A 23531-nucleotide genomic window follows, 5' to 3' on the forward strand; every position below is an offset into this window, starting at 1 on the left:
GCAGGATGTAAAGTCCTGCCCCTTTTTTTGTTCTGACTTTTTACAGCTATCATTGGATGGTGTCTTTTAAGTTTGGCAACAGGACCATTATAAAGACACAAACTTATCAACGCCTTGGCGAATGTTGTCTGCAAACACTTTAGCAAGCTGAGACATAGGTTTATGCGCAGGGGTGAGAATGGCGTGGTCAAACATTACGGCTGGCGTGAATGGGCGAAACACCACATTTCCTTGGCCGGATTTATACAGTTTGTAACTGGCCGCACTGATTGGATCACAGATGCAAGCACACAGCTTCTGCTCCACAAATTCGAAGCCTGAAATGTAATTCTGCAACTCGAATCTTGGTCGATAAGTGGCTCCATATTCCTCAAACAGCATGCGTACATGCTCACTTGCGGAGTGACGCGTATACAGCGCAGCCAGCGGTTCGTTATCCAGATCTTTCGGGGTAATCACTTCTTTAAGCGCCAGTGGGTGGTCTTTATGCAACGCACAAACCCCCTCAAGGTTAATGGGCTCGACATGGAAAGAATCCCTATCTTTCGGTAGTTCCGAGTACCCAATATCATACTGCTGGGAGGCGACCCAGTCTTGAACCATGGTCGAGCTGCGCATCATCATCGATACTTCGACCTCTGGTCTATCCTTCACAAATTCTGCAATGACATGCGGCATAAAGAACAGTGCTGCGGCAGGCATGCACGCAATGCGAAGTTTCCCTCGGGTTAGGTTTTTGACCTCTGCCATAAGCTGTGTTGAGCGCGATAACCGCTCCAGAATGGCGTCTGTCTCTTCAAGTAAAAAGTACGCTTCAGGGTTTGGGATTAGCCGGCCTTTATGCCGCTCAAACAATGCAAACCCAAGCTCTTTCTCCAAGCTAACCAGCATCGCGCTTATCGCAGGCTGAGTCCGGCACAAAGTTTTCGCTGCCACAGTAACCGATCCAGAACGCATCACGGTACGGAAAGTTTCAAGTTGTTTTATTGATATATTGCTCATGTATTCCTATAAGAAAAAATTATGACTTTAGAGAAATTTTAAATTTGTTTTTATTAACTGTCACCATTAAATTAACGATGTATTTACAAATACAACAATAAGGAAATGTACTGTGGAGCAAAAGTTCAGATATCTGCTGACTTGCTTGATTGCATCTGTAGCGCTGATGCAGTTCATCCAAGTCGTGACGCGATATATCTTTGAGGTCCCAATTATGGGGCTGGAAGAGTCGATGGTGATCCCCACTGTTTGGCTCTACATGCTTGGCGCGGTGAATGCTTCAAGGGAAGACACGCAAATCCGTGCAAATGTGCTGGAAATTTTCATTAAGACAGAACGCGGACACCAGATCCTCGCTCTGGTTGGTGAAGTGATCAGCTTTGTTATTTCGGCCTGGCTGACTTACTGGGCATGGGATTATGCCAAGTACGCATGGCGAGTGTGGAAAGAGAGTCCAACGCTTTATATACCTACGTTTTATCATGAGTGCTCCGTATTTCTCGGATTACTTCTGATCACTCTTTTCATCGCTGTTCATATCGTCAAGTTGGTACGCCAGCTTAGATCTCCATCCTATTCAGTAAGTAAGGTTTAAATTATGGTTGAAGTAGCTCTGTTAGCAGTGGCAGTTTTGGTCATACTGCTGACGTTCGGTGTACCTTTACCGTTCTGTTTCGGTGGTGCGTTAATGGTGATGAGTTTTGTCGGCGATATGTCGATGAAAGGCAATATGATGTGGGGCGCAGGCCAATTAATGAACCCGGTTCTGCTTGCGATACCGCTGTTTGTCTTGGCTGGCACCATCATGAGTCGAAGTGGTATCGCCGCCAGTTTATTAGGTTTTGTGAACGTTTTTGTCGGCCATATCCGCGGCGGATTGGGCATTGTTGCCTCAGTTAGCTGTGCAATCATTGGTGCAATTTCAGGTAGTGGCTTGACGGGTGTGGCTGCCATTGGGCCTTTGCTTATCCCTGAAATGGAAAAGCGCGGTTACCCACGAGCGTACGCAACAGCTTTGATTGCAAACTCATCAATTCTAGGTCTGTTGATTCCGCCAAGTGTCACCATGATTGTCTATGGTTGGGTCACAGATACCTCTATTCTGGCTTGTTTTCTTGCGACTTTAGGTCCGGGTTTGTTGGTCACTTTCAACTTTGCCGGAATCAACATGTTCATGGCGCGTAAGTTTCCACTGGTGTTGGATGACAAACCAACGATGTCAGAATTGATTAAGCAGACATCAAGCAAAACCTTTAACGCGATCCCTGCTTTATTGATGCCTGTGATCATTTTGGGTGGCATTTATGGCGGCATTATGACGCCAACAGAAGCCGCAGCCGTCGCAGTGATCTACGCTGTGCCAGTTGGGTTCATGATCTACAAAGGTCTGAGCTGGAAAACTCTGTTGGAATCCGGGAAAGAATCGGCAACCGCGGTTGGCTCTATCATGTTTATGATTCTGTTTAGCCTCATCCTGAGCCAGATGTTCGTTGTTGAAGATATTCCTCAGCAGCTTGTAGAAGCCATCTTTGGTATCACCGATAACAAAGCGTTGCTGCTTATTTTCATTAACGTGTTGTTGTTTTTAGTGGGCATGGTAGTGAATGACCTTACTGCCATCATCCTTATCGCGCCGCTGCTTTTACCACTGATGACAGCAATTGGTATCAGCCCAATTCAGTTTGCCGCCATTATGGGCGTAAACACGGCAATGGGTGGTGTAACTCCTCCATACGCGTCGATTCTTTACCTAGGTGCTCGCATCGGAAACGTTAAGTTCTCGGAAGTCGTTGGCCCTGCAATGCTACTGATTGTGTTTGGCTACCTGCCAGTCGTAATCCTAACTTCGTTCTGGGCAGATTTGTCTCTGTTCCTCCCTACTGTGTTTGGTTATTAAAAGGAAATTACCATGTTTAAAACAAGTAAGTTTGCACCATCAAAAACACTGAAAAAATACAGCGTTCTTGCTTCGCTCATTGCGGCTGCAGTGACAGCGATCCCTGCGCAAGCAACGACATTAAAAATCAGTCATGTTCGTCCACAAGGGACAGTGGTTGATAACGATATCAAACAACTTAGTGAGGCGCTTAAAACCTCAACAGACGGTGATCTTAAGTTGCGCGTTTATGCCGCCAATGCCTTGGGTGACTACACCTTAGTTCAGGAACGTATTTCTGTCGGTGCTATCGATATGGCGTTGCAACCCGCGTCTACGTCGACGGATAGACGCATGCAGATTGGTCTGTTGCCTTTCTTAGCCAATGATTGGGAAGAGGCGCAAAACGTTTATGGTAGCGGCGCACCAGTACGTGAAGCCATGGAAGAGTTGTTTGAAAAACAAGACATTACTCTGCTTGCAGCATATCCAGTCTACTTCGGTGGTATCTCGTTAAATCGTGAAGCTGTGGATGCAGGCAACCCAGATTCAGCTAAAGGCATTAAACTGCGTGTTCCGCCGATCAAGAGCTTCCAACTTTTGGCTGATAATGTCGGTTACATCGGTTCCCCACTGCCGTTCTCTGAAGCCTTCACTGCGGTTCAAACCGGCGTAGTTGATGGTGTGATTGGTTCTGGCGCTGAAGGTTACTATGCGTCATTCCGTGATGTGACAAAGACATATATTCCTTTGAACACGCACTTCGAGATCTGGTACTTGATGATCAACTCAGAGCGTTTGGATGACTTAGATGAAAATGAGCAACAAGCTCTAAAGGCCGCAGCGCAACAGTTTGAGTCTCGTCGCTGGCAGGCGGCTCAAGTCGACCAAAAAGAAAACGAACAAAGACTCGTTGAAGCAGGTGCCACCATTGTAGAAATGACACCAGCGCAACTGCGAAAAACAGCGGATAAAGTTCGCGCAACAGTATGGCCACAGATCATCGAAGATATCGGCTCAGACTGGAGCCAGCCAATCATAGATAAAGCGCTGAATTAAGCAAAGCACATACAAACGGGGGCAGTCCTGCCCCCAAATTTAGTCTGAAGAGAATGTTATGAAACCGGAATACATAGTTGTCGGTGGCGGTGTCGTGGGTTGCGCTTTGGCCTACGGGCTGCTGAAAGCTGGCCATCAAGTCACCGTATTAGACGGTGGAGACAGTGCGCATCGGGCATCACGCGGAAACTTTGGCTTAGTGTGGTTATCAAGCAAAGGGTTAGACGCGCCACATTACGCAGCGTGGACACGTCGTTCAGTGAATTTGTGGCAAGGATTAGCACACGAGCTGGAAAGCGCAACGGGTGAAAAGTTAAATCTGGTTCAGCAAGGTGGATACGATTTCCACTTCTGTGAAAAAGAGCTCATGGCCAAGGCGCAGCAATACGAGCATTTACGCGAAGCCCTGGGTACCGATCATCCCTATGAAGTCTGGGACAGAGCCCGTTTGCTCGAAGAAGAACCCGATATCGGCCCAGATGTGGTAGGAGCGATTTATGGCCCAGAAGATGGCCATGTGAATCCGCTGCAACTACTTAAAGCGTATACCAAAGCTATTCGTCATCTTGGCGCGAACCTCATTACGGGTGTCCATGTCTCGGATATTGAAAAGGATGACACAGGGCGCTTTCAGGTAACACTTGAGGACGGTACGCAGTACCAAAGTGACAAAGTGATCCTGTCTGCGGGCTTAGGTGCGGCCAAACTCGGACCTAAGTTGGGCTTTGTTGCCCCAATTTCTCCTCAAAAGGGGCAAGTGCTGATCACGGAAAAATTGCCGAAAATCATCAAGCGTCCTTCTGGCATTATTCGACAGGTTGACGAAGGCGGCATCCAGATTGGTGACTCGAAAGAAAACGCTGGGTTTGATGACAGTGACACGCTTGAAATGACAGCCGCTATTGCGGAACGAGCCATCGCCGTGTATCCGTTTTTGGCACAAACAAGATTGGTCCGCAGTTGGGGCGCGATTCGAATTGTCTCTCCTGATGGCCTGCCGATCTACCAGCAATCAACAACGCATTCTGGCGCTTACCTGATCAGCTGCCACAGTGGAATTACCCTTGCAGCGGCGCACTCCTATTTACTTCCACATTGGCTGGAAGACTCTGCCGATGCACCAAATTTGGAGGTGTTCAGTGAAGAACGATTCTAAGTTTCAACGACTTGAACAGGCTAGCTCTCAGCCTAAGTTGGTTCAGTTTTACTGGGAAGGCAAAGCGTATACCGCGTATGAAGGGGACACCATTGCCGTGGCACTTTTTTCTGCGCAAGTAAACCATACACGTGAAACTCCGCAGTCGGGTTCCCCGCGAGCACCGTTCTGCATGATGGGAAGTTGCTTTGAGTGTCGCGTTGAAGTGAATGGTGAACAGAATGTTCAAGCCTGCATGAATTTAATCGAAGACGGCATGCAGATTTGCCGCCAAACCACCTAACAGGAGACATCATGCAAGACGAAGTAACCAATGTAGTGGATGTATGTGTGATCGGAGCAGGGCCCGCGGGGATGAAAGCGGCTGTGCGCTGCTCGGCCGCGGGTGCTAGCGTCACTGTTATCGATGAACAAGCGCGTCCCGGCGGGCAAATTTACCGCGCAGTGCAAGAGAACGGCCACCCGAATGGTCATATTTTGGGCCCGGATTACTTGCGCGGCGCAGAGTTAGTAAAAGCCTTTAATCAAGCGGAAGTGAATCACGTATCGCAAGCCACATTGTGGCGGATTGATGAAGACAATACGGTTTATTGGAGTCAGCAAGGCAAAGCACATAAGACCATCGCGAAAAATATCATTATTGCTACTGGTGCGACAGAACGTCCGTTTCCGTTTGTTGGTTGGACATTACCCGGTGTAATGACCGCAGGGGCGTGTCAGATCATGATGAAAACATCGGGTTTAGTGCCCAAACAAGCGGTCATGGTTGGAACGGGGCCACTACTTTACCTTTTGGCCGCGCAAATGATTGATGCCGGATCGCCTCCTAAAGCGATCGTCGATACTCAACAATCAGATGGATATTTAAAATCACTCCGATTTGCGTCAAACGCGTGGACAGGGCGTAAGTATTTGATTAAAGGGCTAGGTTTACTGGCGAAGTTACGAAAGGCCGGAATAAAACGCTATACAGGGGCGACAGATATCGAGGCCGAAGGTACAGATTCTGTGCAAGGGCTGGTGTTTAAGTGTGGCGGAAACAAAGTGTCGTTAGAGGCTGAAACGGTATTGGCCCATATCGGTGTAGTTCCAAATGTGCAACTGACTAGAGCAATGGGGTTAGACCATCAGTGGGATGCCTTGCAAGTGTGTTGGAAACCAACGCTTGATGAAAACAACATGAGTTCTCGACAGGGCGTTTTCATTGCCGGAGATAGCGGTGGTATTGGCGGTGCGCTGGTGGCCGAGCTACAAGGTGAATTGGTCGCTTGCCAGGTATTGCAATCGCTACAAAACGAGCTGAGCCGAGAGCTGATTAATGAATCTCTGGCGCTCAAAGAATCTATAGAGCATGAGTTGGCAGTACGTCCATTCTTAGACACCTTGTACGCGCCGCCCAAACAAGCGTTATCCCCATCAGATAAGACTATCGTCTGCCGTTGTGAAGAGGTGACGGCTGGTCAAATTAGGCAACATGCAGCCAATGGGGCGAATGGCATTAATCAAATAAAAACCTATACCCGTTGCGGTATGGGGCCATGCCAAGGGCGTTACTGCGGTTCTACAGTCGCACATATTATCAGCGATAAAATAGGACTATCGATGGAGCAAGTTGGTTATTACCGCCTGCGTAACCCAATCAAACCGCTGAAGCTGGGAGAGTTAGCCAGTTTAACGCCAGTCAATAAATCATTTATGGAAAAATACAAAAGTGAAGGAGCAAGTCATGAACAACGTGCAAAAACAGTACAGCAATAAACGAATGAGTAAGGTCGTGATTCATAACGATACCGTGTATCTATGTGGACAAGTTGGTGTAAAAGGCACGAGTGTTGCGGAGCAAACGGAAGAGGCTTTGAAACGTGTTGAAGATTTATTGATTGAAGCGGGGAGTGACCGCAAGCACGTTTTGCAGACGATTGTTTGGCTAGCAGACATGAAAGACTTTGATGAAATGAATGGCGTTTGGGATACGTGGTTTGAAGAGGGCTACGCACCTGCGCGTGCATGTGGGGAAGCTAAGTTGGCCAGTCCAGAATTAAAAGTGGAGCTGATTGTTACAGCAGCTCTGAAGAAATAAGTATCAGCTGCCATTCTTGTCCTCAAGTGCAGGAAACATTGGTCGTATTATCTAAAAGAGAAGGTGTGAGCCTTCTCTTTTACTTTATAAGGCCGCGACTGCTATAGGTTTCTCCAATCAGATTAATAGCTGTAAACACCGTGTTGCTTTTGAGTATCTCACCTACACTTCTATCAACGTTAATGACACATCTTCACGCGAAAGGAGGATGGTTATTCGTACATAATCCACGACTGGAAAAGCAAAGGGATTACGCATGGCAAATCAAGATAAGAACACAACTGGTCAGTGCCCAATAATGCATGGTGGCATGACGTCTTCTAACATGGCAAAAGACTGGTGGCCTAAGTCACTCAACCTTGACATCCTTCATCAGCACGACACTAAAACCAACCCATTTGGCCAAAGCCACAGCTATCGAGAAGAGCTGGAAAAGCTCGATGTTGATGCGCTTAAAAGTGACTTGCAAGCACTCATGACAGATAGCCAAGCATGGTGGCCAGCGGACTGGGGGCATTATGGTGGCCTGATGATTCGCCTCGCTTGGCACGCAGCCGGTAGTTACCGCATCGCAGATGGTCGAGGTGGGGCTGCGACGGGTAACCAACGCTTTGCACCACTTAACTCCTGGCCAGACAATGGCAATCTGGACAAAGCACGTCGTCTACTCTGGCCAATCAAAAGAAAGTACGGCAATAAAATTAGTTGGGCGGATCTGATGATCCTCGCAGGTAATATGGCGTACGAATCAATGGGCTTCAAAACGTTTGGTTTTGCTTTCGGTCGCGAAGACATTTGGCATCCTGAAAAAGATATTTATTGGGGCGCTGAAAAAGAATGGCTAGCGCCGAGTGGCGCTGAAAACAGTCGTTATTCAGGTCAGCGAGATCTCGAAAATCCACTGGCTGCGGTCATGATGGGGTTAATCTACGTCAACCCAGAAGGTGTCGATGGTAATCCGGACCCTCTCAAAACCGCGCAAGATATGCGTGTTACTTTCTCTCGAATGGCGATGAATGATGAAGAAACTGTCGCACTTACCGCTGGTGGACACACGGTCGGTAAGGCACATGGTAATGGTGATGCGGCAGACTTAGGGCCAGAGCCTGAAGGCGCAGACATTGAAGAGCAAGGTTTAGGGTGGATGAATCACAAATCTCGTGGCATTGGGCGTAATGCAGTCACCAGTGGCCTTGAAGGCGCATGGACGACTCATCCAACTCAGTGGGATAACGGCTATTTTGACCTATTGTTCAAATACGACTGGGAACTCAGCAAGAGTCCGGCAGGAGCGTCGCAGTGGGAACCTGTCAACATCGCTGAAAAAGACAAACCCGTTGATGTGGAAGACCCATCTATCCGTTACAACCCGATCATGACTGATGCGGATATGGCGCTGAAAATGGACCCGGAGTACCGCAAGATCTCTGAACGTTTCCGTGATGATCAAGCCTATTTTGAAGACGTTTTTGCGCGCGCTTGGTTCAAGTTGACCCACAGGGATCTTGGCCCGAAATCACGCTATTTCGGACCTGATGTGCCAGCAGAAGATCTGATTTGGCAAGATCCGATTCCAACGGGAAATCGAAACTACGACGTTAACGCTGTGAAAGCCAAGATCGCCGCGAGTGGTTTGAGCGTGTCTGACATGGTTTCAACAGCGTGGGATAGTGCCAGAACGTTCCGTCATTCTGATGCCAGAGGTGGTGCGAACGGCGCTCATATCCGTCTCGCACCGCAGAAAGATTGGGAAGGAAACGAACCTGCAAAACTTGCTAATGTGTTGAACACACTAGAGCAAATAGCTGCAGATTCAGGGTTAAGTGTTGCTGATACCATTGTGCTGGCAGGTAATGTCGGGATTGAGCAAGCAGCCAAAGCAGCCGGATTTGATGTGACTGTCCCATTTGCCCCAGGACGTGGTGACGCAAGCCAAGATCAGACAGACGTTGAATCTTTCGCTGTGTTAGAACCGCTGGCGGATGGTTTTCGCAACTGGCAGAAAAAGCACTACGTGGTCAGCCCAGAAGAGTTGTTACTCGATCGCGCGCAGCTACTTGGTTTAACCGCGGTAGAGATGACGGTTCTTATTGGCGGGATGCGTGTGCTGGGCACAAACTTCGGTGGTAGCCAGCATGGCGTATTGACAGATCGCGTTGGCAGTCTGACCAATGACTTCTTCGCTAATCTGACCGATATGAACTACAGCTGGAAACCAACCGGACGCAACGCTTACGATATTTGTGAACGTACGTCTGGTGATGTGAAATGGACAGCGACGCGAGTGGATCTTGTGTTTGGTTCCAACTCTATCTTGAGAGCCTACGCGGAAGTCTATGCTCAGGATGACAACCAAGAGAAATTTGTGCATGACTTTATTGCCGCTTGGGTGAAAGTGATGAACGCGGACCGCTTCGATATTTAGTGGTTACCTCACCACTCCTTTGGATGCCAGAGGAGTGGTTTTCTCTTTAAGATTGTTCTGGTTTTGCTGGAGTCGATGTTTGATTAACAAGCAAATTTCGGTAAGCTCTAGCTATCTTGCCACTAGGTCATACATCAATGAAATTGGAACCCTCTTCAACAGAATCCCATGCATTAGCTAATGCGATTCGCTCGATCAATTCAGCCAATTTCACCTCAGCCTTGGGAGCGTATCTTTGTTCTGTTGTCGACTTTGATTGCGCGCTGATCCTCGGATACAGCGAAGGCAAACGCCCTGTGTATTTGTATGACTCCATCCATGAATCACGTGAACTCCTTTTTCAGCGCTACCTCACGGATTCCTTCTTAAGTGATCCTTTTTATCAAGCTATTCAGCGTGAAGGGCGTGAGTGTGTTTATCGTTTGAAAGATGTGCTGTCATCGGCCAGTGAGTACAAGCAATATCAACACAACTTCTATGCCCAAACAGGATGGAACGACGAACTCTGTTTGTCGGTAAAACTGAGTGATGCGCGCTGGATAGTGATTTACCTTGGAGTTATGGGAGAGCAGAGTTTTCCACCTCAAGCGGTAAACGCCTTACAAGGCCATTTTGATATCTTGCAATCGTTGTGTCATCAGCACTGGGCTAGAACGCCTTTTTCGTTGCCAGAAGCGCATAAAGAAGCCCAGCATATACGCCAAGCCATAGAACAGACATTAAACCGGTTAGGTGCTGAACTGTTAACGCAAAGAGAGCAAGAAATCGCCGCGTTGCTCGTTCAAGGGTTTGACTCTAAAGAGATTGCAGAACAGCTCAATATTGGTGTTGGAACGGTCAAAAATCATCGTAAGCGAATTTATGCCAAGCTGAATGTGTCATCCCTCAGCGAGTTATTCCACATCTTTTTGAGCCAGCTTATCGCTTCTGGTTAGTGATGGTTTTCTGCCAAAACTGTCCCTTTAGGGATATGTCGGTTGTTTCCTCCCTTAAGTACTCTGAAAACCGAACAGAGAGAGGACACAATGAAACCGACACTTATTCAAGACCTAGAACAGCGCGGCTTAATCGCGCAAACCACCCACCTAGAAGAACTTAATCAGCAACTGAGCACGCCACAAGTGATTTATTGTGGTTTTGATCCAACCGCTGGCAGCCTGCATATTGGCCACCTTGTTCCTCTTATCATGCTGAAACGTTTCCAAAATGCGGGCCATAACCCCATTGCATTGATTGGCGGCGCAACAGGTATGATTGGTGACCCAAGCTTTAAAGCGACCGAGAGAAACCTGAATACTGAAGACACCGTCAATGGCTGGGTAGAGCAACTGTCGGGTCAAATCAGGCAAGTCATGGACAATCAACTAGACGCACCATTGAAGATCGTCAACAACGCGGACTGGATTTCTAACATCAATGTTATTCAGTTTTTGCGTGATATTGGTAAACATTTTTCAGTCAATGCCATGATCAACCGCGAATCGGTTAAGCAACGCTTACAGCGCCCAGATCAGGGCATTTCGTTCACCGAGTTCAGTTATGCCTTGCTTCAGGCGTACGATTTTGTCCACTTGAATAAAGAGTATGGCTGTAAGCTGCAGATTGGTGGCAGCGATCAATGGGGCAATATCGTCAGCGGTATTGACCTGACTCGACGCATGAACAACGACAACGTGTTCGGTCTGACACTGCCTTTGATCACTAAATCAGACGGTGTCAAATTTGGTAAAACAGAAGGTGGAGCCGTCTGGTTGGACGCCGAGAAAACGTCGCCATACAGCTTCTATCAGTTCTGGCTAAATACTGCTGATGATGACGTATATCGTTTCTTGCGTTACTACACCTTCTTATCAGTCGAGCAGATCGAGTACATCGAACAGCAAGACAAGGAAAGCTCAGGTAAACCGCAAGCTCAACGCATTTTGGCAGAGCAAGTGACGTTGTTTGTTCATGGCGAAGAGGGGTTGCACAGCGCGCAACGAATCACTCAAGCGCTGTTTGATGGTGATCTGAAAACATTGAACCGTTCTGAAATAAGCCAATTGGCACTTGATGGCTTACCAAGTTATCAAGTTGAGCCTGAGTGGGATATGCCCGCTGCGTTGGTTGCCTGCGATTTAGCTAAATCCAAACGTATCGCGCGCGAGCTGATCAGCAGCAACGCGATCCGAATTAATGGTGAACTGGCTACAGGCGATAATTTGGACCAGCAGTTTGCACTATTTGATAAATATTGGATTGTACAACGCGGCAAAAAAGCCTTTCGATTGTTGAGTCGCTGAAGAAACTAAAGAGGGTAGGCCGTATTGGTTGAAGTACGCCTACCTTGAGAAGGTCAAGTGCGCATACGTTATTCGTAGTTTAAGTTAATAAGTGGTTTTTATTTTTGAATTGAAGTCGTTTTTTTAATGTATAAATATTAACTATTCTTAACTATGAGACTTTTATTATCCTAGTATCATCATGTCTTATATTTTAATTGATTTTTTTTGATCCGGTAAATGAATGAAACCTTAGTATTAACTGTATGCGCACTTATCTATTTGAAATATATAGTTATGGTAAGTTTTAATCGGTGGGCAGGGTGATGATATTAAAAAGTTATTAACTTAATGGTTAATAGCTTTAAGATGTGCCTGCATAAATGTCCTATTTGAGCTTTTATGGCTGAAAATGATAGAAATTAACGCCTTATGTGGTCATTAACACTATAAAAATTGTGTGATTATGAAAGTAATATAGAGCACAACAAGAACTAAATTTTATTATTATTAATTATAATATGAACATTTGAGCAGGAAGTATCATTTTTAATTTTATAATAAAATTACCGACTAGAAATATTTGAGAGTTAAATTACAATTCACCAATTATTACAATTAACACATTGGAACGAACCTTACTTATCACTTAGATTAACACCCTAAATCAGACTTTATACAAAGTTACCTTTCCAGCTGTTTTATTAATTGCTAATAAAATAGAACACTGAAATTGGGGCTTAATACACTTTAATTGAGGAAATATCGACAATGGAAGGAATTGAACTTGCCCCTGAATTAGGTCTTCTTGAGCGTTTTGCAAACGAACAAGTCGCATCTCGTGAGAAGTATCACTTGGTAGTGTTTGATCGTAATGGTCATACAATGGCTGGCACACTTGCTCAGTATAGCCGCGAAAAAGGGCTATTGGTTTTAAGTGGTGATAAAGATCAACTGAGTTTTATTCGATTGTCTGAGGTGGTTCATTTTACTTTGCAGAATGCCTCGAAACATAAGCTATGTCTTCAAAATAGGCATAAGGCAGACTATGACATATCAAGTGAAGCAATCGATGTAATTAGTCAGCTCGAACTGATCGAAGACCGCTTGCAAACAAACTATCAAATTGGCATTAACTTCGAGTTAGACGAGAGCTGCCAAGCATTCTTCCATAGTGAAGAATTAAGCATTTTAATAGCAGCACTGGAAGAAAACCTTGCTGAATTTGCAAAAGATGATTTTGCAAAGGCTGAATTAATGAAAATTTCGAAAGCGGTCATTCAACACCGTCAGGGTGACCGTTTACGATTCAAGCTGAATGACTCGATCCTATCTATATCTTTAGATCTGACGGCTTCAGTTGGCTTTAAACTCACCGCTCTAGTCGAGTCGGGACTAAATAAAATTCTATAACATTTTCGTAATTAAGGAGTGAAAATGGGCTTAAAAGAGAAACGAGCTGCTCGAGAATTCCAAGAGCACCGCTTAGATGGTTTAGTAAGTCGTGCGCACAAGGCAGCGAAGTTTGAATTTGAGTTCGACATCGATTGGGATTCAATTTCCATTGACGATTACTCTCATCTGTATGATCAAACATGGCCACTTATTTACTTTGAACCATTGATCAAAGCGATGAAAGAACTTTGTGATGATGAGTTCTCTCAAGAAGCTATCGCAGAAGACATGAAGAAAGTTGTTATCCAAAACTTTGGTGACATCTCTAACCCGAACAACCATGCGAGTTACTTGAAAGGAACGTTAACCTTGAACCACTCGCCGATTTACAACGCAGACAACCAAGTCGAAGACCGTAAAGAAGCAATCAAAAAGACAATTGAGAAAGCTCTTTAAGCTGCGCTCAATGAGAAAGGCAGTGCTCTACTGCCTTTTTTTTCCAGCGAGGTTTATGCTTTCGAATTTGTTGTTTTGTCACCTGCGCTAGAGCCATTCCCTAATATAGGCTTAATTCGTCTGCAGCTTTAGCTGAGTTCATCTCAAACCTTTGCTCCTAATCAAAACCTCAAAGCACGCAAACTATGATAAGCGAATAAAACTCGCAGTTAATGTTTCACTTATCAATTATTCAAGGGAAAGAGTATGAGCGGTACCCACTCTAATCAAGCACTCCAAGTACTTCGCCGTTTTGGTTCACGTCAGTGGATCTGTAAGGAGTACAATACAAAACTCGCCTATTGCGATAACGATCGTTATCTTATTAGCCACTATATAAGCGGATATTCTGGCTCTCCTAGTTACCTTGAAGTCTTTGACGCTGAAACGGGAGAGCTGCTTCCTAAGCAGACAAGTATTAATGCAAGAAAGTACGTATGTTGCGGCGATCGAATTTTTATTGCGAGTGCACTCAGCGTTTATGCTGCGACTATTGATCAACTTGATTCACCACTGAAAAAGACATTTGAGCACGATATTGTGGCGATTGAAGTCAGCCACGATGGAGAAACCATTGCAGTCGCGTTAAATGATCACTCACTCTTTTTATTAACGCCAGATTTGAACGTGACACTAGAGCTGAACATCGAGCATTCTATTAATAGTGTGCATTTCCTTGCAGCCAGCGAGCATGCACCAGCGCAACTGGCGATCAGTGCAAGTACTAATCGAACGCATCGACTCTATTTGCTGGGTTTGGAAGAGGGCACTCTGACGGAATTTAAGGGAGCAAGAGCCCAGGTTGGCAAGGTAGTGAATGATGCTGAATATGTATATGCAGGGTGCGGCAAGAGCATTTTATCTTGGCCGAGAAAGGGTGGGAAAGCTAACACGGTTTATAAATCTGAAAACGACTGCGAGTTGGTCAACAAATATAACAAGGCATGTGTTTTCAGTAATGGGAGTAAACATCTGACGGCGATTGACCTAGAAACAGGTAAGGAGCTGTGGCAACAGGAGAGGTTACCGCATTCTGCGTTGGCAATGAACCAAGATCGAATCGCATTATATGCGTATCGAGAGGTTCGTCTGATTGATAGTGAAAGCGGCGAAATCTTAAAAAAAACTGAGTGTAAGTTTAGCTGCAGAACAATAACCTTAAGTCAAAGTAACCATCGTGCCAGCATGAGTAACTTCAGTTATGTATTACACCATTGGCCCCTAGAACAAGGTGACATTACTGAGAACACCAACCCGAGTAGATCAATCGAACATTGCCAACTACTTGATAACGGCGACTGGGTGACCCTGCAGGAAGGACAGCTCTTTTTCTGGAATAATGGTCAAAATTCCCCTGTGAAGATCATTTCTTCCTATTGTAGTAAAGATACTTTCTTTGTTGATGAGCAAGCGCAAAAGGTTTGGCTGGCTGATGAGCACATCCACTGCTATTGCCTAAAATCAGGAGCTCTATTGCATAAAGTTCCTGGGTACTTTAATTCCGATTGCCGGGTTATTTTTCCAATTGACGAAGAACGACTCCTATTCATAAGTGAAGGAGGACGACGTCGTTATGGTCACTTGATGGTGATCGAGCCTTCCACGGGTAGTGTTTTGCACGATACTAAGGTTGACAGAGCTTTTTATAACGGCGTATATCGTGAAGACAATCGTATCTATTTAGCGTCTCGAGGAGGTGAGAGATACGTGTTTGATTGTGAGAGTTATGCCTATACACAACTTACCGACTACGAAGTAAACCTCAGCCACGGTTTATACGCGAGCCATTTCCCAATTCAAGCGCTGACTCCTAAACACACTCGCATGGTTGAGTATGGAGCTGGAAAAGGCATACCAGAAAGTGATAAACATCCTTGTTTTTTAATGGTGACCGATGTTGATTCTGGTAAAGAGGTACTTTCCCGTCACTGTTTTTCAGATGATATCAGTGTCGCGAAGATCTTACCCTGCGAGAAACGCATCATTATGGCGATGAGCCCGTCGAAAGAGGCTGAAAAAAGTCGGGCACCGTATTTACAGCTCTTTGATATTGAGTCGAGGGAATACAGTGCGCCTTTAGTTCTGGATATAGAAGGTACTGAAACTGCCCGTATTGATTTCTTGAAACCGTTAAATAATCAAGAAGCATTGGTGGGTTTTAACAATGGCACTAATGTCTTGGTGGGATTTTCGTAAGAGTGATAATAAAAACGCCACAAATGGATGTGGCGTTTACGGTTTGTAGCCTGCTAAAAGTCAATGTGCTCTATCTGCCTGATTTACCCAGATACGAGCGCATTTCTGCTTCTGGCACCATTCCTCCGCCTGTTGCCCAGACTAAATGCGTTGCATTCTTCATTGTTTGATTATCCATACCCATGTGGTTTAGGTAATCTTGTGCTTCAGTTACCAATACTGGGCCTAACATTCCCGCTAGAGCAGACGGTTCCAACTGTATGGCTTCAGACTGATCCAACTGGCCAAGTAAACGGTACATGCGTTCATCAGATAGGGTGTAATAGCCATCAAGCAGTCTTTCCATCGCACGCCCCACAAAGCCAGATGCTCTGCCAACCGCTAAACCATCTGCGGCCGTGATGTTATCAATACCAAGGTCTTGAACGGCAATCGCATCATGCAAGCCTGTATGAACACCGAGCAACATACAAGGAGAGTGGGTTGGTTCAGCAAAAATGCAATGGACGTGATCACCAAAGGCCATTTTTAATCCAAAAGCAACGCCGCCAGGACCGCCGCCAACGCCGCAAGGCAGGTAAACAAATAGAGGATGTTCCTCATCTACGATGATGTTTTGCTCCTCAAATTGTTTTTTAACCCGCTCCCCCGCGACTGAGTAGCCAAGGAATAATGTTTTTGAGTTTTCATCATCAATAAAGAAACATGTCGGGTCTTTCTCCGCTTCTTTACGTCCTTGCTCGACGGCCATGCCGTAATCTTGCTCGTATTCCACTACGTTTACGCCATGAGAGCGTAGTGTGTTTTTCTTCCACTCGCGCGCGTCAGCCGACATATGCACCGACACCGAAAAGCCTAGTTTGGCACTCATGATACCGATAGACATCCCCAAGTTGCCTGTTGAGCCCACCGCGATACTGTATTGTTTAAAGAAGTCTCGAAATTCGCCGCTAAGCAGCTTGCTGTAATCATCCGATTCTTTAAGCAGCCCTGCGTTTAATGCCAGCTTCTCTGCATGAGTCAGTACTTCATAAATACCACCGCGTGCTTTAATTGAGCCCGAGATAGGCAGGTGACTGTCCTTTTTAAGCAGCATTTTTCCGTCAATGACTAAACCATACTCTTGCTCTAATGTCGCTTTCATGTGTGAAATAGTCACTAGGTCAGACTCAATAATACCGCCAGTAGCAGCGGTTTCTGGAAACGCTTTTGCTAGGTAAGGTGCGAATCGAGTTAGCCTATGACTGGCTGCTTGGATGTCTGTTTTGCTCAGGCCAACATGCGGCAATCCTTCTTCCAAACTAGTGATATTAGGGTTAAACCAAGAAACTTCCTCAAGGTCGATCAGTTTTTGGATCAAAGGGAAATCCGTAATTAATTGTTGAATATTATTTGAATTCATAGGGTCCTAAGAGGCTGTTATTATTCAGTTATATTTTCTCGTGTTTATGGACCAAGCCAAAGTCGGCAAGTACTGCATACGCGGCGGGCACCATAAATAACACTAATAGGGTGGAAGCAAAGATACCAAAGACAATCGAGATCACCAAAGGCTGGATAACTTGCGCTTGAAGGCTGGTTTCTGTTAAGAGCGGTAATAGACCGGCAGCGGTGGTCATTGAGGTGATGAATACTGCTCGGAAGCGCTCCCGGCTCGCTTTGACTACCGAGTCATGCACGCTGTCCCCTTCGTCTACATGATGGCGGATGTATTGAACCAGCAATATGGAATCGTTGACCACGATGCCTGCTAACGACACAAATCCCATCATACTTGGCATACTCAGAGAGTGTCCGAGTAGAATGTGTCCCCAAACGACACCGATAAAGGCGAGGGGAATCGCAAGCATGACCACGACTGGTTCCAGGTAACTGCGGAACTGGTAACTGAGAATGGCGAACACGCCAAATAGCCCGAGCATAAAGCCTTTCCCCATAGAGGCACCCGTTTCGGCGGCGTCTTTTGCTTCGCCTTCAAAATCAAAACGTAACCCCGGATACTTAGCGAGCAGTTTTGGGGCTTCCTCTTGCTGGAATTGCCTGATGATGGCGGTGGAGTTCGCTTTGGTATTGTCTGTGTCACCAAAGATACTCACCGTTCTTAATCCATCGATACGCTGTATTCGCACATAGTTGCGTTGGAAATCGAGGGTCGCAATGGTGGCCAAAGGAATCTGGCTTCCGTTTGGCATAATGATAGGGAAGTTGGCTAACTGCTGTAAGTCACCCGCTTGTTTTTTATCTAATCGTACTTCGATCGAAATGTTTTCAACACCGACTTGGATTTCGTCAGCAGTTTGACCAAAAAATGCGGCGCGAAGTTGTCCCGCAACCAACTGGCCATTAATACCATAGGTTTCAGCGCCAGGGAGAAGTTTCACTAATACTTCTTCCTTACCCATACGCATATCATCCAGCACGCCGTGTACCCCATCAAACTCTTTTAGGTACTGCTGAATGTCGACAGAAGCAGCCTTTAGCTCATCCAAATTGTCGTGTTTGGCGCGAATTTCAATGGCACGTCCACCCGGGCCCATCGTCGGTTGCTTGAAAACAAGCGAAATTGGATCGGCTAGTTCACCAATATCGTCTCGCCATGCTGCGATAAAATCGTCGATAACTGTATTGCGGACTTCTGCCCCCAACAGATCTAAGCGAACGGTAGCGATGTGTGGGCCCGACTCATTGGCGTCTGCGTTCGCATTGAATTGGCTGGTAATGTGTTCCACTAACGGTGTGCCATTCTCATTCTTTGCACTCCATTCCTGATTCAGTTTCTGCGCGGAAGCCACAATGTGCTCAACAACGGCTTCGGTATGTGACAGAGAAGAGCCAGGCGGGAGAATAATACGCGCTTCCGCGATATCACCATCAAGATCGGGAAAGGGCTGAAATTTGAGTAACCCACCCGCAATGGTAGCGATGGAAATCAACAAAATAGTAATGACCGCTCCCAGAAAAGCGTAGCGGTACTCGACCACGTTTTCTACCGCCGTAACGAGTCGTGTATTACGAAAGTTCTCGAACCCGTCCATCAGTCGTTTTTTGAATTTTACTGCCGGTTTCTCCTGCTTTTCTTTATGCAAAGAATGCGAAAGGTGATTGGGGAGAATCAGAAAAGCTTCAATGAGGCTTAGAGTTAAAACTAGGATCAGCACTTGTGGCACCGCTTTAAGCACCGCGCCCATTTCCCCTTCCAGAAACAGCAAGCTACCGAAAATACACACCGTGGTTAAGAAAGAGGATAAAACCCCAGGCAGTACTTTTTTGACCCCCTTAATCACCGCATTTTCGATATCTTCTCCACGGTCTATGTGCGAGGCGATGGATTCTGCAATCACTATCGCGTCATCCATCATGATACCAATCGCCATTAACAGGCCAACGAGCGACATGATATTAATAGAGAGCCCCAGTTGGGCCATTAGGAAGAGGCCACCTAAAAATGCGACGGGCAGGCCAGCGGCAACCCAGAACGAATACCTCAAACTGAAGAATAGCCACATTGTTGCGAATACCAGCGCAATACCTTGCCAACCGTTGCGTACCATCATGGTCAGCCTGTCCCACAGCACTGATGAGAGATCATTGGTTAGCTGGAGGGTTACGCCATCTGGTGCTATCGCTTGCTGATCTTCAACGAATTGGGCCACGCGGTCTTTGATTCGTAGAGCATCATCTTCTTTGTTTTTACTGATTTTGAGCAGAGCCGAAGGATGTCCATCAAACAGAACTTTTTGTTCGTCTAGCTCAAAACGGTCAGTAATGGTTGCGATATCTTTTAGCCGAATGATTGAGCCATTCGCACCAGAGCCTATCACGAGAGTTTCTAATTCCTCAGGCGTGATTCGGCGTTCATCAAAGCGTATCAGGAAGTTTTTGTCGGGTGTTTCTACGTTACCACTTGGAAGCTTAACGTTCTGGCGTCCAATTTGGTCTGCAATATCGCCCACGCTCAGACCGAGCTGACGAATCGATTGGCTATCGAGTTCAATACGATATTGGTGGTCAGAAAACCCTGCGACGCTGACCAGTGAGACATCATAATCAAGCTTTAACGTTCGCTTAAGCTGTTCGGTGTAGGCTTTGAGTTCGGGCCAAGTCGTATCTGCGGTGATCGCGACATCGACCACGGGTTCATTCCAGTCTAGTTCTTGAACAACGGGAGATTCAATCTGGTTAGGAAAGTCATTGATAGAATTGATCTGTGTCTGAACATCGACCAACATGCGGCCTATATCGGCTTTTTCATTGAGTTTTAAGATCAAGCGCGCAGAGCCTTCAATGGCTTCACACCGAGTCTCTTCAATGTTGGCCAAGCCATCGACCGCATCTTCCATACGTACACAAATGCTTTCTTCGACTTCCTGCGGGGAGGCGCCGGGGTAGACTACCCCAGCCATAATGTACGGTGGATCAAACTCAGGGAAGGTTTCCCGTTTTATGTTTGGTAGAGTCGTGATACCCAAAAGCAGCAAAGTGAGCATTAACAGGTTGGCGGCTGTCGGGTGCCTTGAGAAGAAGCGAATCATGATTCAGACTCCTCTGAGTGGACTTCTTTAAGCATTATTCCTTCGATAGCAGGAAGTAGATCATTCAAGATGAGCTTTTCTCCTTGCATCAAATCGCCATCAACCACCACTTGATTGTCACGTCGGTAAAGAACTTCAACAGGTTTGATTATTAGCTTGTTATTCTCATCTTTTATATAGATTTTATCGCCATGCAGCGCGCGCTCTGGAATGACCCAACTCGGATTCGCTTGCCCTTCAATGTTTGCCTGCACAAACATACCATTGACGAGCGGAGGGACAGTGGTTGGCTCCAAATCACGGTAGTCTTGGGTGATTTCTAGGATCACTCCTGCCGTCGCCTGATTCGGGTCAACAGTCTCACTGATCCTTGCCACTCGTGCAGGCCATGTTGCATGCAGATTGCCGCTATTAAGTTCAATATGGGCTTTGATGAATGTCATATCAGGTTGAGGGATGCCCGATTCGTCGCGATTGAATTTGCCAATGCTAGAAGCGAGTGTACGCATGTCGTGAATAGAAAGCTGAGCCTCGACCTCCATGACACTGATTCCATGACCAACCAACATAGTTTGTTGCATGTTAACGACTTGGTCTTGTTCTATATCGACTTGGGCAATACGAAGATCACTTGGTAGAGTGATCACTGTTTTATCCAGAAGGCGTTGTGCTTCTTCAACCTTTGCAGTGCTGACTTTTACTAAGGCTTCAGCGACTTTCATTTCGTCGGGCATCAGTCCGATTTGGTTCTCGATATCCAACACGATTTTACGTTGAGAGAGTGTGGATTGCTGCTGCTGATCGACTTCCGATTGTGAGGCTAAATTTCTTTGGCGAAGGTTACGTTTTCGTTCCAGTTCTTTATTGGCAATAACCAATCGGTTCTTCTCAATTTTCAGAGTTTGTTTTAGGTTGTCTTCTTCTTGTTTGAGCTTAGCGAGAGAGGTCTGTGCGGAATTCAAGTCGGCCTGTGCCTGAACCAGTTTCAATTCATAATCCAGTGGGTCAATTCTAAGGATCTCTGTCCCTTTTTTGAGGATCTGGCCTTTTTCAAGGCGAGGATGACGATAAACGATTTTCCCTGAGACTTCAGAAATTGCTTTCCACTCCACTTTTGGCGCGACTTTACCAAAACCCACGGCAACAGGTGCGATGGCTTTCAATTCTAGTGGGATGGTTTCGACTAACCTTGCGCGATCACCAGCAGGTTTGACTGGCAGATCGGGCTTCATTTTTATCGCCATCACGAGCACAACAATACCCACGGCAAGGGCGGGAAAGAAGAGAAGTTTTTTATTTATTTTCATAGGGTTCGCCTTGGGTGTCTAAAAATCCGTGTTTCATCAGTTTTATGTTGTGCTCAAGCAGTCGGTTTAAAAATTCTTCACTGAGCTCGATTCCGTGTATGGCGAGCATTGCGGGTGGGGCAATAAAGGGGAAGACCATCAGGCTTAGATAGGAAACGCGGCAAAGCTTAGGATCCGCACCTTGGCGCAGAATACCGCTTTCGACCAGCTTATCGAACATCACACCTTGCATCGGTTTACTGATGTCGTTGAACACTTTCTCTAACAGTTTGCGCTGTGTCTCTGATTCCGGCATATGCATTACTTGGGCGACCAAACGCGGGAACTGAGGCATTTTGATCATTTCTTGGTAGTAAGTACGCATGATATCGAGAAAGTTTTTCTCGGAGCTGTCGGTGACTAAGGTTTGCAGTTGCTTCTGCATGGGGGCGAGGGTTTCTCGCAACATCGTTTCGAATAGCCCTTCTTTGTTGCCAAAGTAGTAGCGAATCATGGCCACGTTCACTCCCGCTTTATTAGCAATGAGCCGAGTCGACACTTTGTCGTATGCCATGGCGGTGAATAGATCCCTAGCATGACTTATGAGCTTTTCCCGAGCGTCGATCTTATCGCTAGGACGACCAACTTTTCGCTGTTTTGTATTCATCCTTGTGCACTCAATTATTAAACAACTGATTAATTATAGAGTGATGAATTTGTAAGCGATATGAGATTAATTCAACACTATTTAAACAAGTGATTAATTTGGCAAGAAATGTGAACTGAGTATGTACGCGGAGTTTGAGTCAGCCAAAAAGAAAAATGCCCGCACAGTGGGCAACCATGCGGGCTAAAGGGCAATAATTACATTATTGTTTGTTTGGAGATTGTTGGTCCAATGTCCGTATCCAAACTGTTATAAAGCTATTGCGGTCTTTAAAATCACTTTATAGCAGTGTAACCAATGAGGTTTAAACTAACACTTTCGTCACGAATATTTAAACCTCAAAAATGAAAAGATAAATTCCATTAATGGAATCATCGAGCTGCAGGATGTTGATAGTGTGTTAAATGGTTAAAATTACAGTGGTTGAGGGAATCGAGCAATTAATCCCATTCGAGAATGGTCCAGTTTTTTTGTTCTCCATAAGGCTTTAATAGCGGGCACGGGTTCACGAGATAGGCGAAATCGGCTTCTTGGCACAAAGGAAGATCGTTAATTGAATCAGTGAAAAAGTGGATCTGAGAATAGTCATCAGGTTGTTGTTGTAACCATTCTTTAAGCCTTGTGACTTTTCCTTCGCGATAACTTGGCACGCCAGATATCTCAGCGCTGTAGCAGCCAGACTGTTCAACCAAATCAATACCAAGAGAATGATTTATCGAGAGCCTTTCTCCGACGGCTTTGACTAAGAAAGCCACAGAGGCAGAAATGATCACCATTTCCACACCATCTTTGTTCAATTCGGCGATCAGTGTTTTGGATTGTTTAAATTGCTTGGGAAGGATGTACTTTTCAACGCATTCCTTAGCCAGTGCATCCACCTGGCTGGTGGTTAGCTCAACCAGCGGTGTCATGGAGAACTGGATGTAGTCTTCCATGTCCATTTCACCTTTGGCATACAACGCCATGAGTCTTTGGTCTTCTTCAAGGAAACTTGGATCGGTAACGATACCTTTTTCGACTAGGAACTCATTCCAGATCATCGCACAATCTGCGTTGATCAACGTTTCGTCCATATCGAATACATACAAGGGTTTAGACATA

Annotated in this window: 19 protein-coding genes; 13 read left to right on the plus strand and 6 right to left on the minus strand. The window is 45.9% G+C overall.

What is annotated here, in order from left to right:
* Positions 1-87: 87 nt before the first annotated feature.
* A complete protein-coding gene (locus tag VNE01S_RS09385) occupies positions 88-1002 on the minus strand; it encodes a LysR family transcriptional regulator (protein ID WP_053395061.1) in 915 nt (304 codons plus the stop codon).
* A 145-nt stretch (positions 1003-1147) separates the two neighbouring features.
* Here VNE01S_RS09385 and VNE01S_RS09390 point away from each other — a divergent pair, with 145 nt between their 5' ends.
* The 13 genes from VNE01S_RS09390 (at position 1148) to VNE01S_RS09450 (ending at position 15945) form a co-directional block, all read left to right on the plus strand.
* Positions 1148-1597: a TRAP transporter small permease gene (locus VNE01S_RS09390; RefSeq protein ID WP_245649880.1), complete on the plus strand. Its 450-nt coding sequence runs from the start codon at positions 1148-1150 to the stop codon at positions 1595-1597.
* A 3-nt stretch (positions 1598-1600) separates the two neighbouring features.
* Complete coding sequence (locus tag VNE01S_RS09395) at positions 1601-2899, plus strand: TRAP transporter large permease (RefSeq protein ID WP_012842196.1); 1299 nt, start codon at positions 1601-1603, stop codon at positions 2897-2899.
* A gap of 12 nt (positions 2900-2911) precedes the next feature.
* Positions 2912-3937 (plus strand): TRAP transporter substrate-binding protein DctP, encoded by a 1026-nt coding sequence (gene dctP / locus VNE01S_RS09400; RefSeq protein WP_053395060.1) that lies wholly within the window; start codon positions 2912-2914, stop codon positions 3935-3937.
* A gap of 58 nt (positions 3938-3995) precedes the next feature.
* On the plus strand, positions 3996-5093 hold the full coding sequence (locus tag VNE01S_RS09405; RefSeq protein ID WP_053395059.1) for an NAD(P)/FAD-dependent oxidoreductase: 1098 nt from the start codon (positions 3996-3998) through the stop codon (positions 5091-5093).
* Positions 5077-5376: a (2Fe-2S)-binding protein gene (locus tag VNE01S_RS09410; protein WP_053395058.1), complete on the plus strand. Its 300-nt coding sequence runs from the start codon at positions 5077-5079 to the stop codon at positions 5374-5376. The genes VNE01S_RS09405 and VNE01S_RS09410 overlap by 17 nt, the downstream gene beginning before the upstream one ends.
* An 11-nt stretch (positions 5377-5387) precedes the next feature.
* Positions 5388-6851 carry an NAD(P)/FAD-dependent oxidoreductase gene (locus VNE01S_RS09415; protein WP_053395057.1) on the plus strand — a complete coding sequence of 488 codons (1464 nt, stop codon included), beginning with the start codon at positions 5388-5390 and terminating at the stop codon, positions 6849-6851.
* Positions 6820-7173, plus strand: coding sequence for a RidA family protein (locus VNE01S_RS09420; RefSeq protein WP_053395056.1), 354 nt, complete (start codon positions 6820-6822; stop codon positions 7171-7173). Before VNE01S_RS09415 ends, VNE01S_RS09420 begins: the two co-directional genes overlap by 32 nt.
* A gap of 256 nt (positions 7174-7429) precedes the next feature.
* Positions 7430-9598, plus strand: coding sequence for a catalase/peroxidase HPI (katG, locus tag VNE01S_RS09425; RefSeq protein WP_053395055.1), 2169 nt, complete (start codon positions 7430-7432; stop codon positions 9596-9598).
* A 137-nt stretch (positions 9599-9735) separates the two neighbouring features.
* On the plus strand, positions 9736-10533 hold the full coding sequence (locus tag VNE01S_RS09430; RefSeq protein ID WP_053395054.1) for a response regulator transcription factor: 798 nt from the start codon (positions 9736-9738) through the stop codon (positions 10531-10533).
* Between the two features lie 90 nt (positions 10534-10623).
* Entirely contained in the window at positions 10624-11880 is a 1257-nt protein-coding gene (tyrS, locus tag VNE01S_RS09435) for a tyrosine--tRNA ligase (protein WP_053395053.1), read from the plus strand.
* A gap of 750 nt (positions 11881-12630) precedes the next feature.
* Positions 12631-13272 carry a hypothetical protein gene (locus VNE01S_RS09440; protein ID WP_053395052.1) on the plus strand — a complete coding sequence of 214 codons (642 nt, stop codon included), beginning with the start codon at positions 12631-12633 and terminating at the stop codon, positions 13270-13272.
* A 24-nt stretch (positions 13273-13296) separates the two neighbouring features.
* Positions 13297-13710, plus strand: coding sequence for a hypothetical protein (locus VNE01S_RS09445; RefSeq protein ID WP_053395051.1), 414 nt, complete (start codon positions 13297-13299; stop codon positions 13708-13710).
* A 246-nt stretch (positions 13711-13956) separates the two neighbouring features.
* Positions 13957-15945, plus strand: coding sequence for a hypothetical protein (locus tag VNE01S_RS09450; RefSeq protein WP_053395050.1), 1989 nt, complete (start codon positions 13957-13959; stop codon positions 15943-15945).
* A gap of 70 nt (positions 15946-16015) precedes the next feature.
* Here the strand turns inward: VNE01S_RS09450 and dsdA are convergent, their stop codons facing one another.
* From dsdA to VNE01S_RS09475, 5 genes are all read right to left on the minus strand, one after another.
* Positions 16016-17347, minus strand: coding sequence for a D-serine ammonia-lyase (gene dsdA, locus VNE01S_RS09455; RefSeq protein WP_053395049.1), 1332 nt, complete (start codon positions 17345-17347; stop codon positions 16016-16018).
* A 28-nt stretch (positions 17348-17375) separates the two neighbouring features.
* Positions 17376-20477: an efflux RND transporter permease subunit gene (locus tag VNE01S_RS09460; RefSeq protein ID WP_053395048.1), complete on the minus strand. Its 3102-nt coding sequence runs from the start codon at positions 20475-20477 to the stop codon at positions 17376-17378.
* On the minus strand, positions 20474-21784 hold the full coding sequence (locus VNE01S_RS09465; protein ID WP_053395047.1) for an efflux RND transporter periplasmic adaptor subunit: 1311 nt from the start codon (positions 21782-21784) through the stop codon (positions 20474-20476). The genes VNE01S_RS09460 and VNE01S_RS09465 overlap by 4 nt, the downstream gene beginning before the upstream one ends.
* Positions 21771-22430: a TetR/AcrR family transcriptional regulator gene (locus VNE01S_RS09470; protein ID WP_053395046.1), complete on the minus strand. Its 660-nt coding sequence runs from the start codon at positions 22428-22430 to the stop codon at positions 21771-21773. Before VNE01S_RS09470 ends, VNE01S_RS09465 begins: the two co-directional genes overlap by 14 nt.
* 440 nt (positions 22431-22870) lie before the next feature.
* Positions 22871-23530, minus strand: a complete 660-nt coding sequence (locus VNE01S_RS09475; protein ID WP_053395045.1) for an HAD family hydrolase — start codon at positions 23528-23530, stop codon at positions 22871-22873.
* Between the last annotated feature and the right edge of the window lies 1 nt (position 23531).

Origin of the sequence: Vibrio nereis NBRC 15637 (assembly GCF_001591105.1) — a bacterium.
In the GTDB taxonomy this organism is placed as follows: domain Bacteria; phylum Pseudomonadota; class Gammaproteobacteria; order Enterobacterales; family Vibrionaceae; genus Vibrio; species Vibrio nereis.

Coding starts and splice junctions, on each gene's coding strand:
- VNE01S_RS09385 (WP_053395061.1), bottom strand. CDS start 1,002: ATGAGCAATATATCAATAAAACAACTTGAAACTTTCCGTACCGTGATG.
- VNE01S_RS09395 (WP_012842196.1), top strand. CDS start 1,601: ATGGTTGAAGTAGCTCTGTTAGCAGTGGCAGTTTTGGTCATACTGCTG.
- dctP (WP_053395060.1), top strand. CDS start 2,912: ATGTTTAAAACAAGTAAGTTTGCACCATCAAAAACACTGAAAAAATAC.
- VNE01S_RS09405 (WP_053395059.1), top strand. CDS start 3,996: ATGAAACCGGAATACATAGTTGTCGGTGGCGGTGTCGTGGGTTGCGCT.
- VNE01S_RS09415 (WP_053395057.1), top strand. CDS start 5,388: ATGCAAGACGAAGTAACCAATGTAGTGGATGTATGTGTGATCGGAGCA.
- VNE01S_RS09420 (WP_053395056.1), top strand. CDS start 6,820: ATGAACAACGTGCAAAAACAGTACAGCAATAAACGAATGAGTAAGGTC.
- katG (WP_053395055.1), top strand. CDS start 7,430: ATGGCAAATCAAGATAAGAACACAACTGGTCAGTGCCCAATAATGCAT.
- VNE01S_RS09430 (WP_053395054.1), top strand. CDS start 9,736: ATGAAATTGGAACCCTCTTCAACAGAATCCCATGCATTAGCTAATGCG.
- tyrS (WP_053395053.1), top strand. CDS start 10,624: ATGAAACCGACACTTATTCAAGACCTAGAACAGCGCGGCTTAATCGCG.
- VNE01S_RS09440 (WP_053395052.1), top strand. CDS start 12,631: ATGGAAGGAATTGAACTTGCCCCTGAATTAGGTCTTCTTGAGCGTTTT.
- VNE01S_RS09445 (WP_053395051.1), top strand. CDS start 13,297: ATGGGCTTAAAAGAGAAACGAGCTGCTCGAGAATTCCAAGAGCACCGC.
- VNE01S_RS09450 (WP_053395050.1), top strand. CDS start 13,957: ATGAGCGGTACCCACTCTAATCAAGCACTCCAAGTACTTCGCCGTTTT.
- dsdA (WP_053395049.1), bottom strand. CDS start 17,347: ATGAATTCAAATAATATTCAACAATTAATTACGGATTTCCCTTTGATC.
- VNE01S_RS09460 (WP_053395048.1), bottom strand. CDS start 20,477: ATGATTCGCTTCTTCTCAAGGCACCCGACAGCCGCCAACCTGTTAATG.
- VNE01S_RS09465 (WP_053395047.1), bottom strand. CDS start 21,784: ATGAAAATAAATAAAAAACTTCTCTTCTTTCCCGCCCTTGCCGTGGGT.
- VNE01S_RS09470 (WP_053395046.1), bottom strand. CDS start 22,430: ATGAATACAAAACAGCGAAAAGTTGGTCGTCCTAGCGATAAGATCGAC.
- VNE01S_RS09475 (WP_053395045.1), bottom strand. CDS start 23,530: ATGTCTAAACCCTTGTATGTATTCGATATGGACGAAACGTTGATCAAC.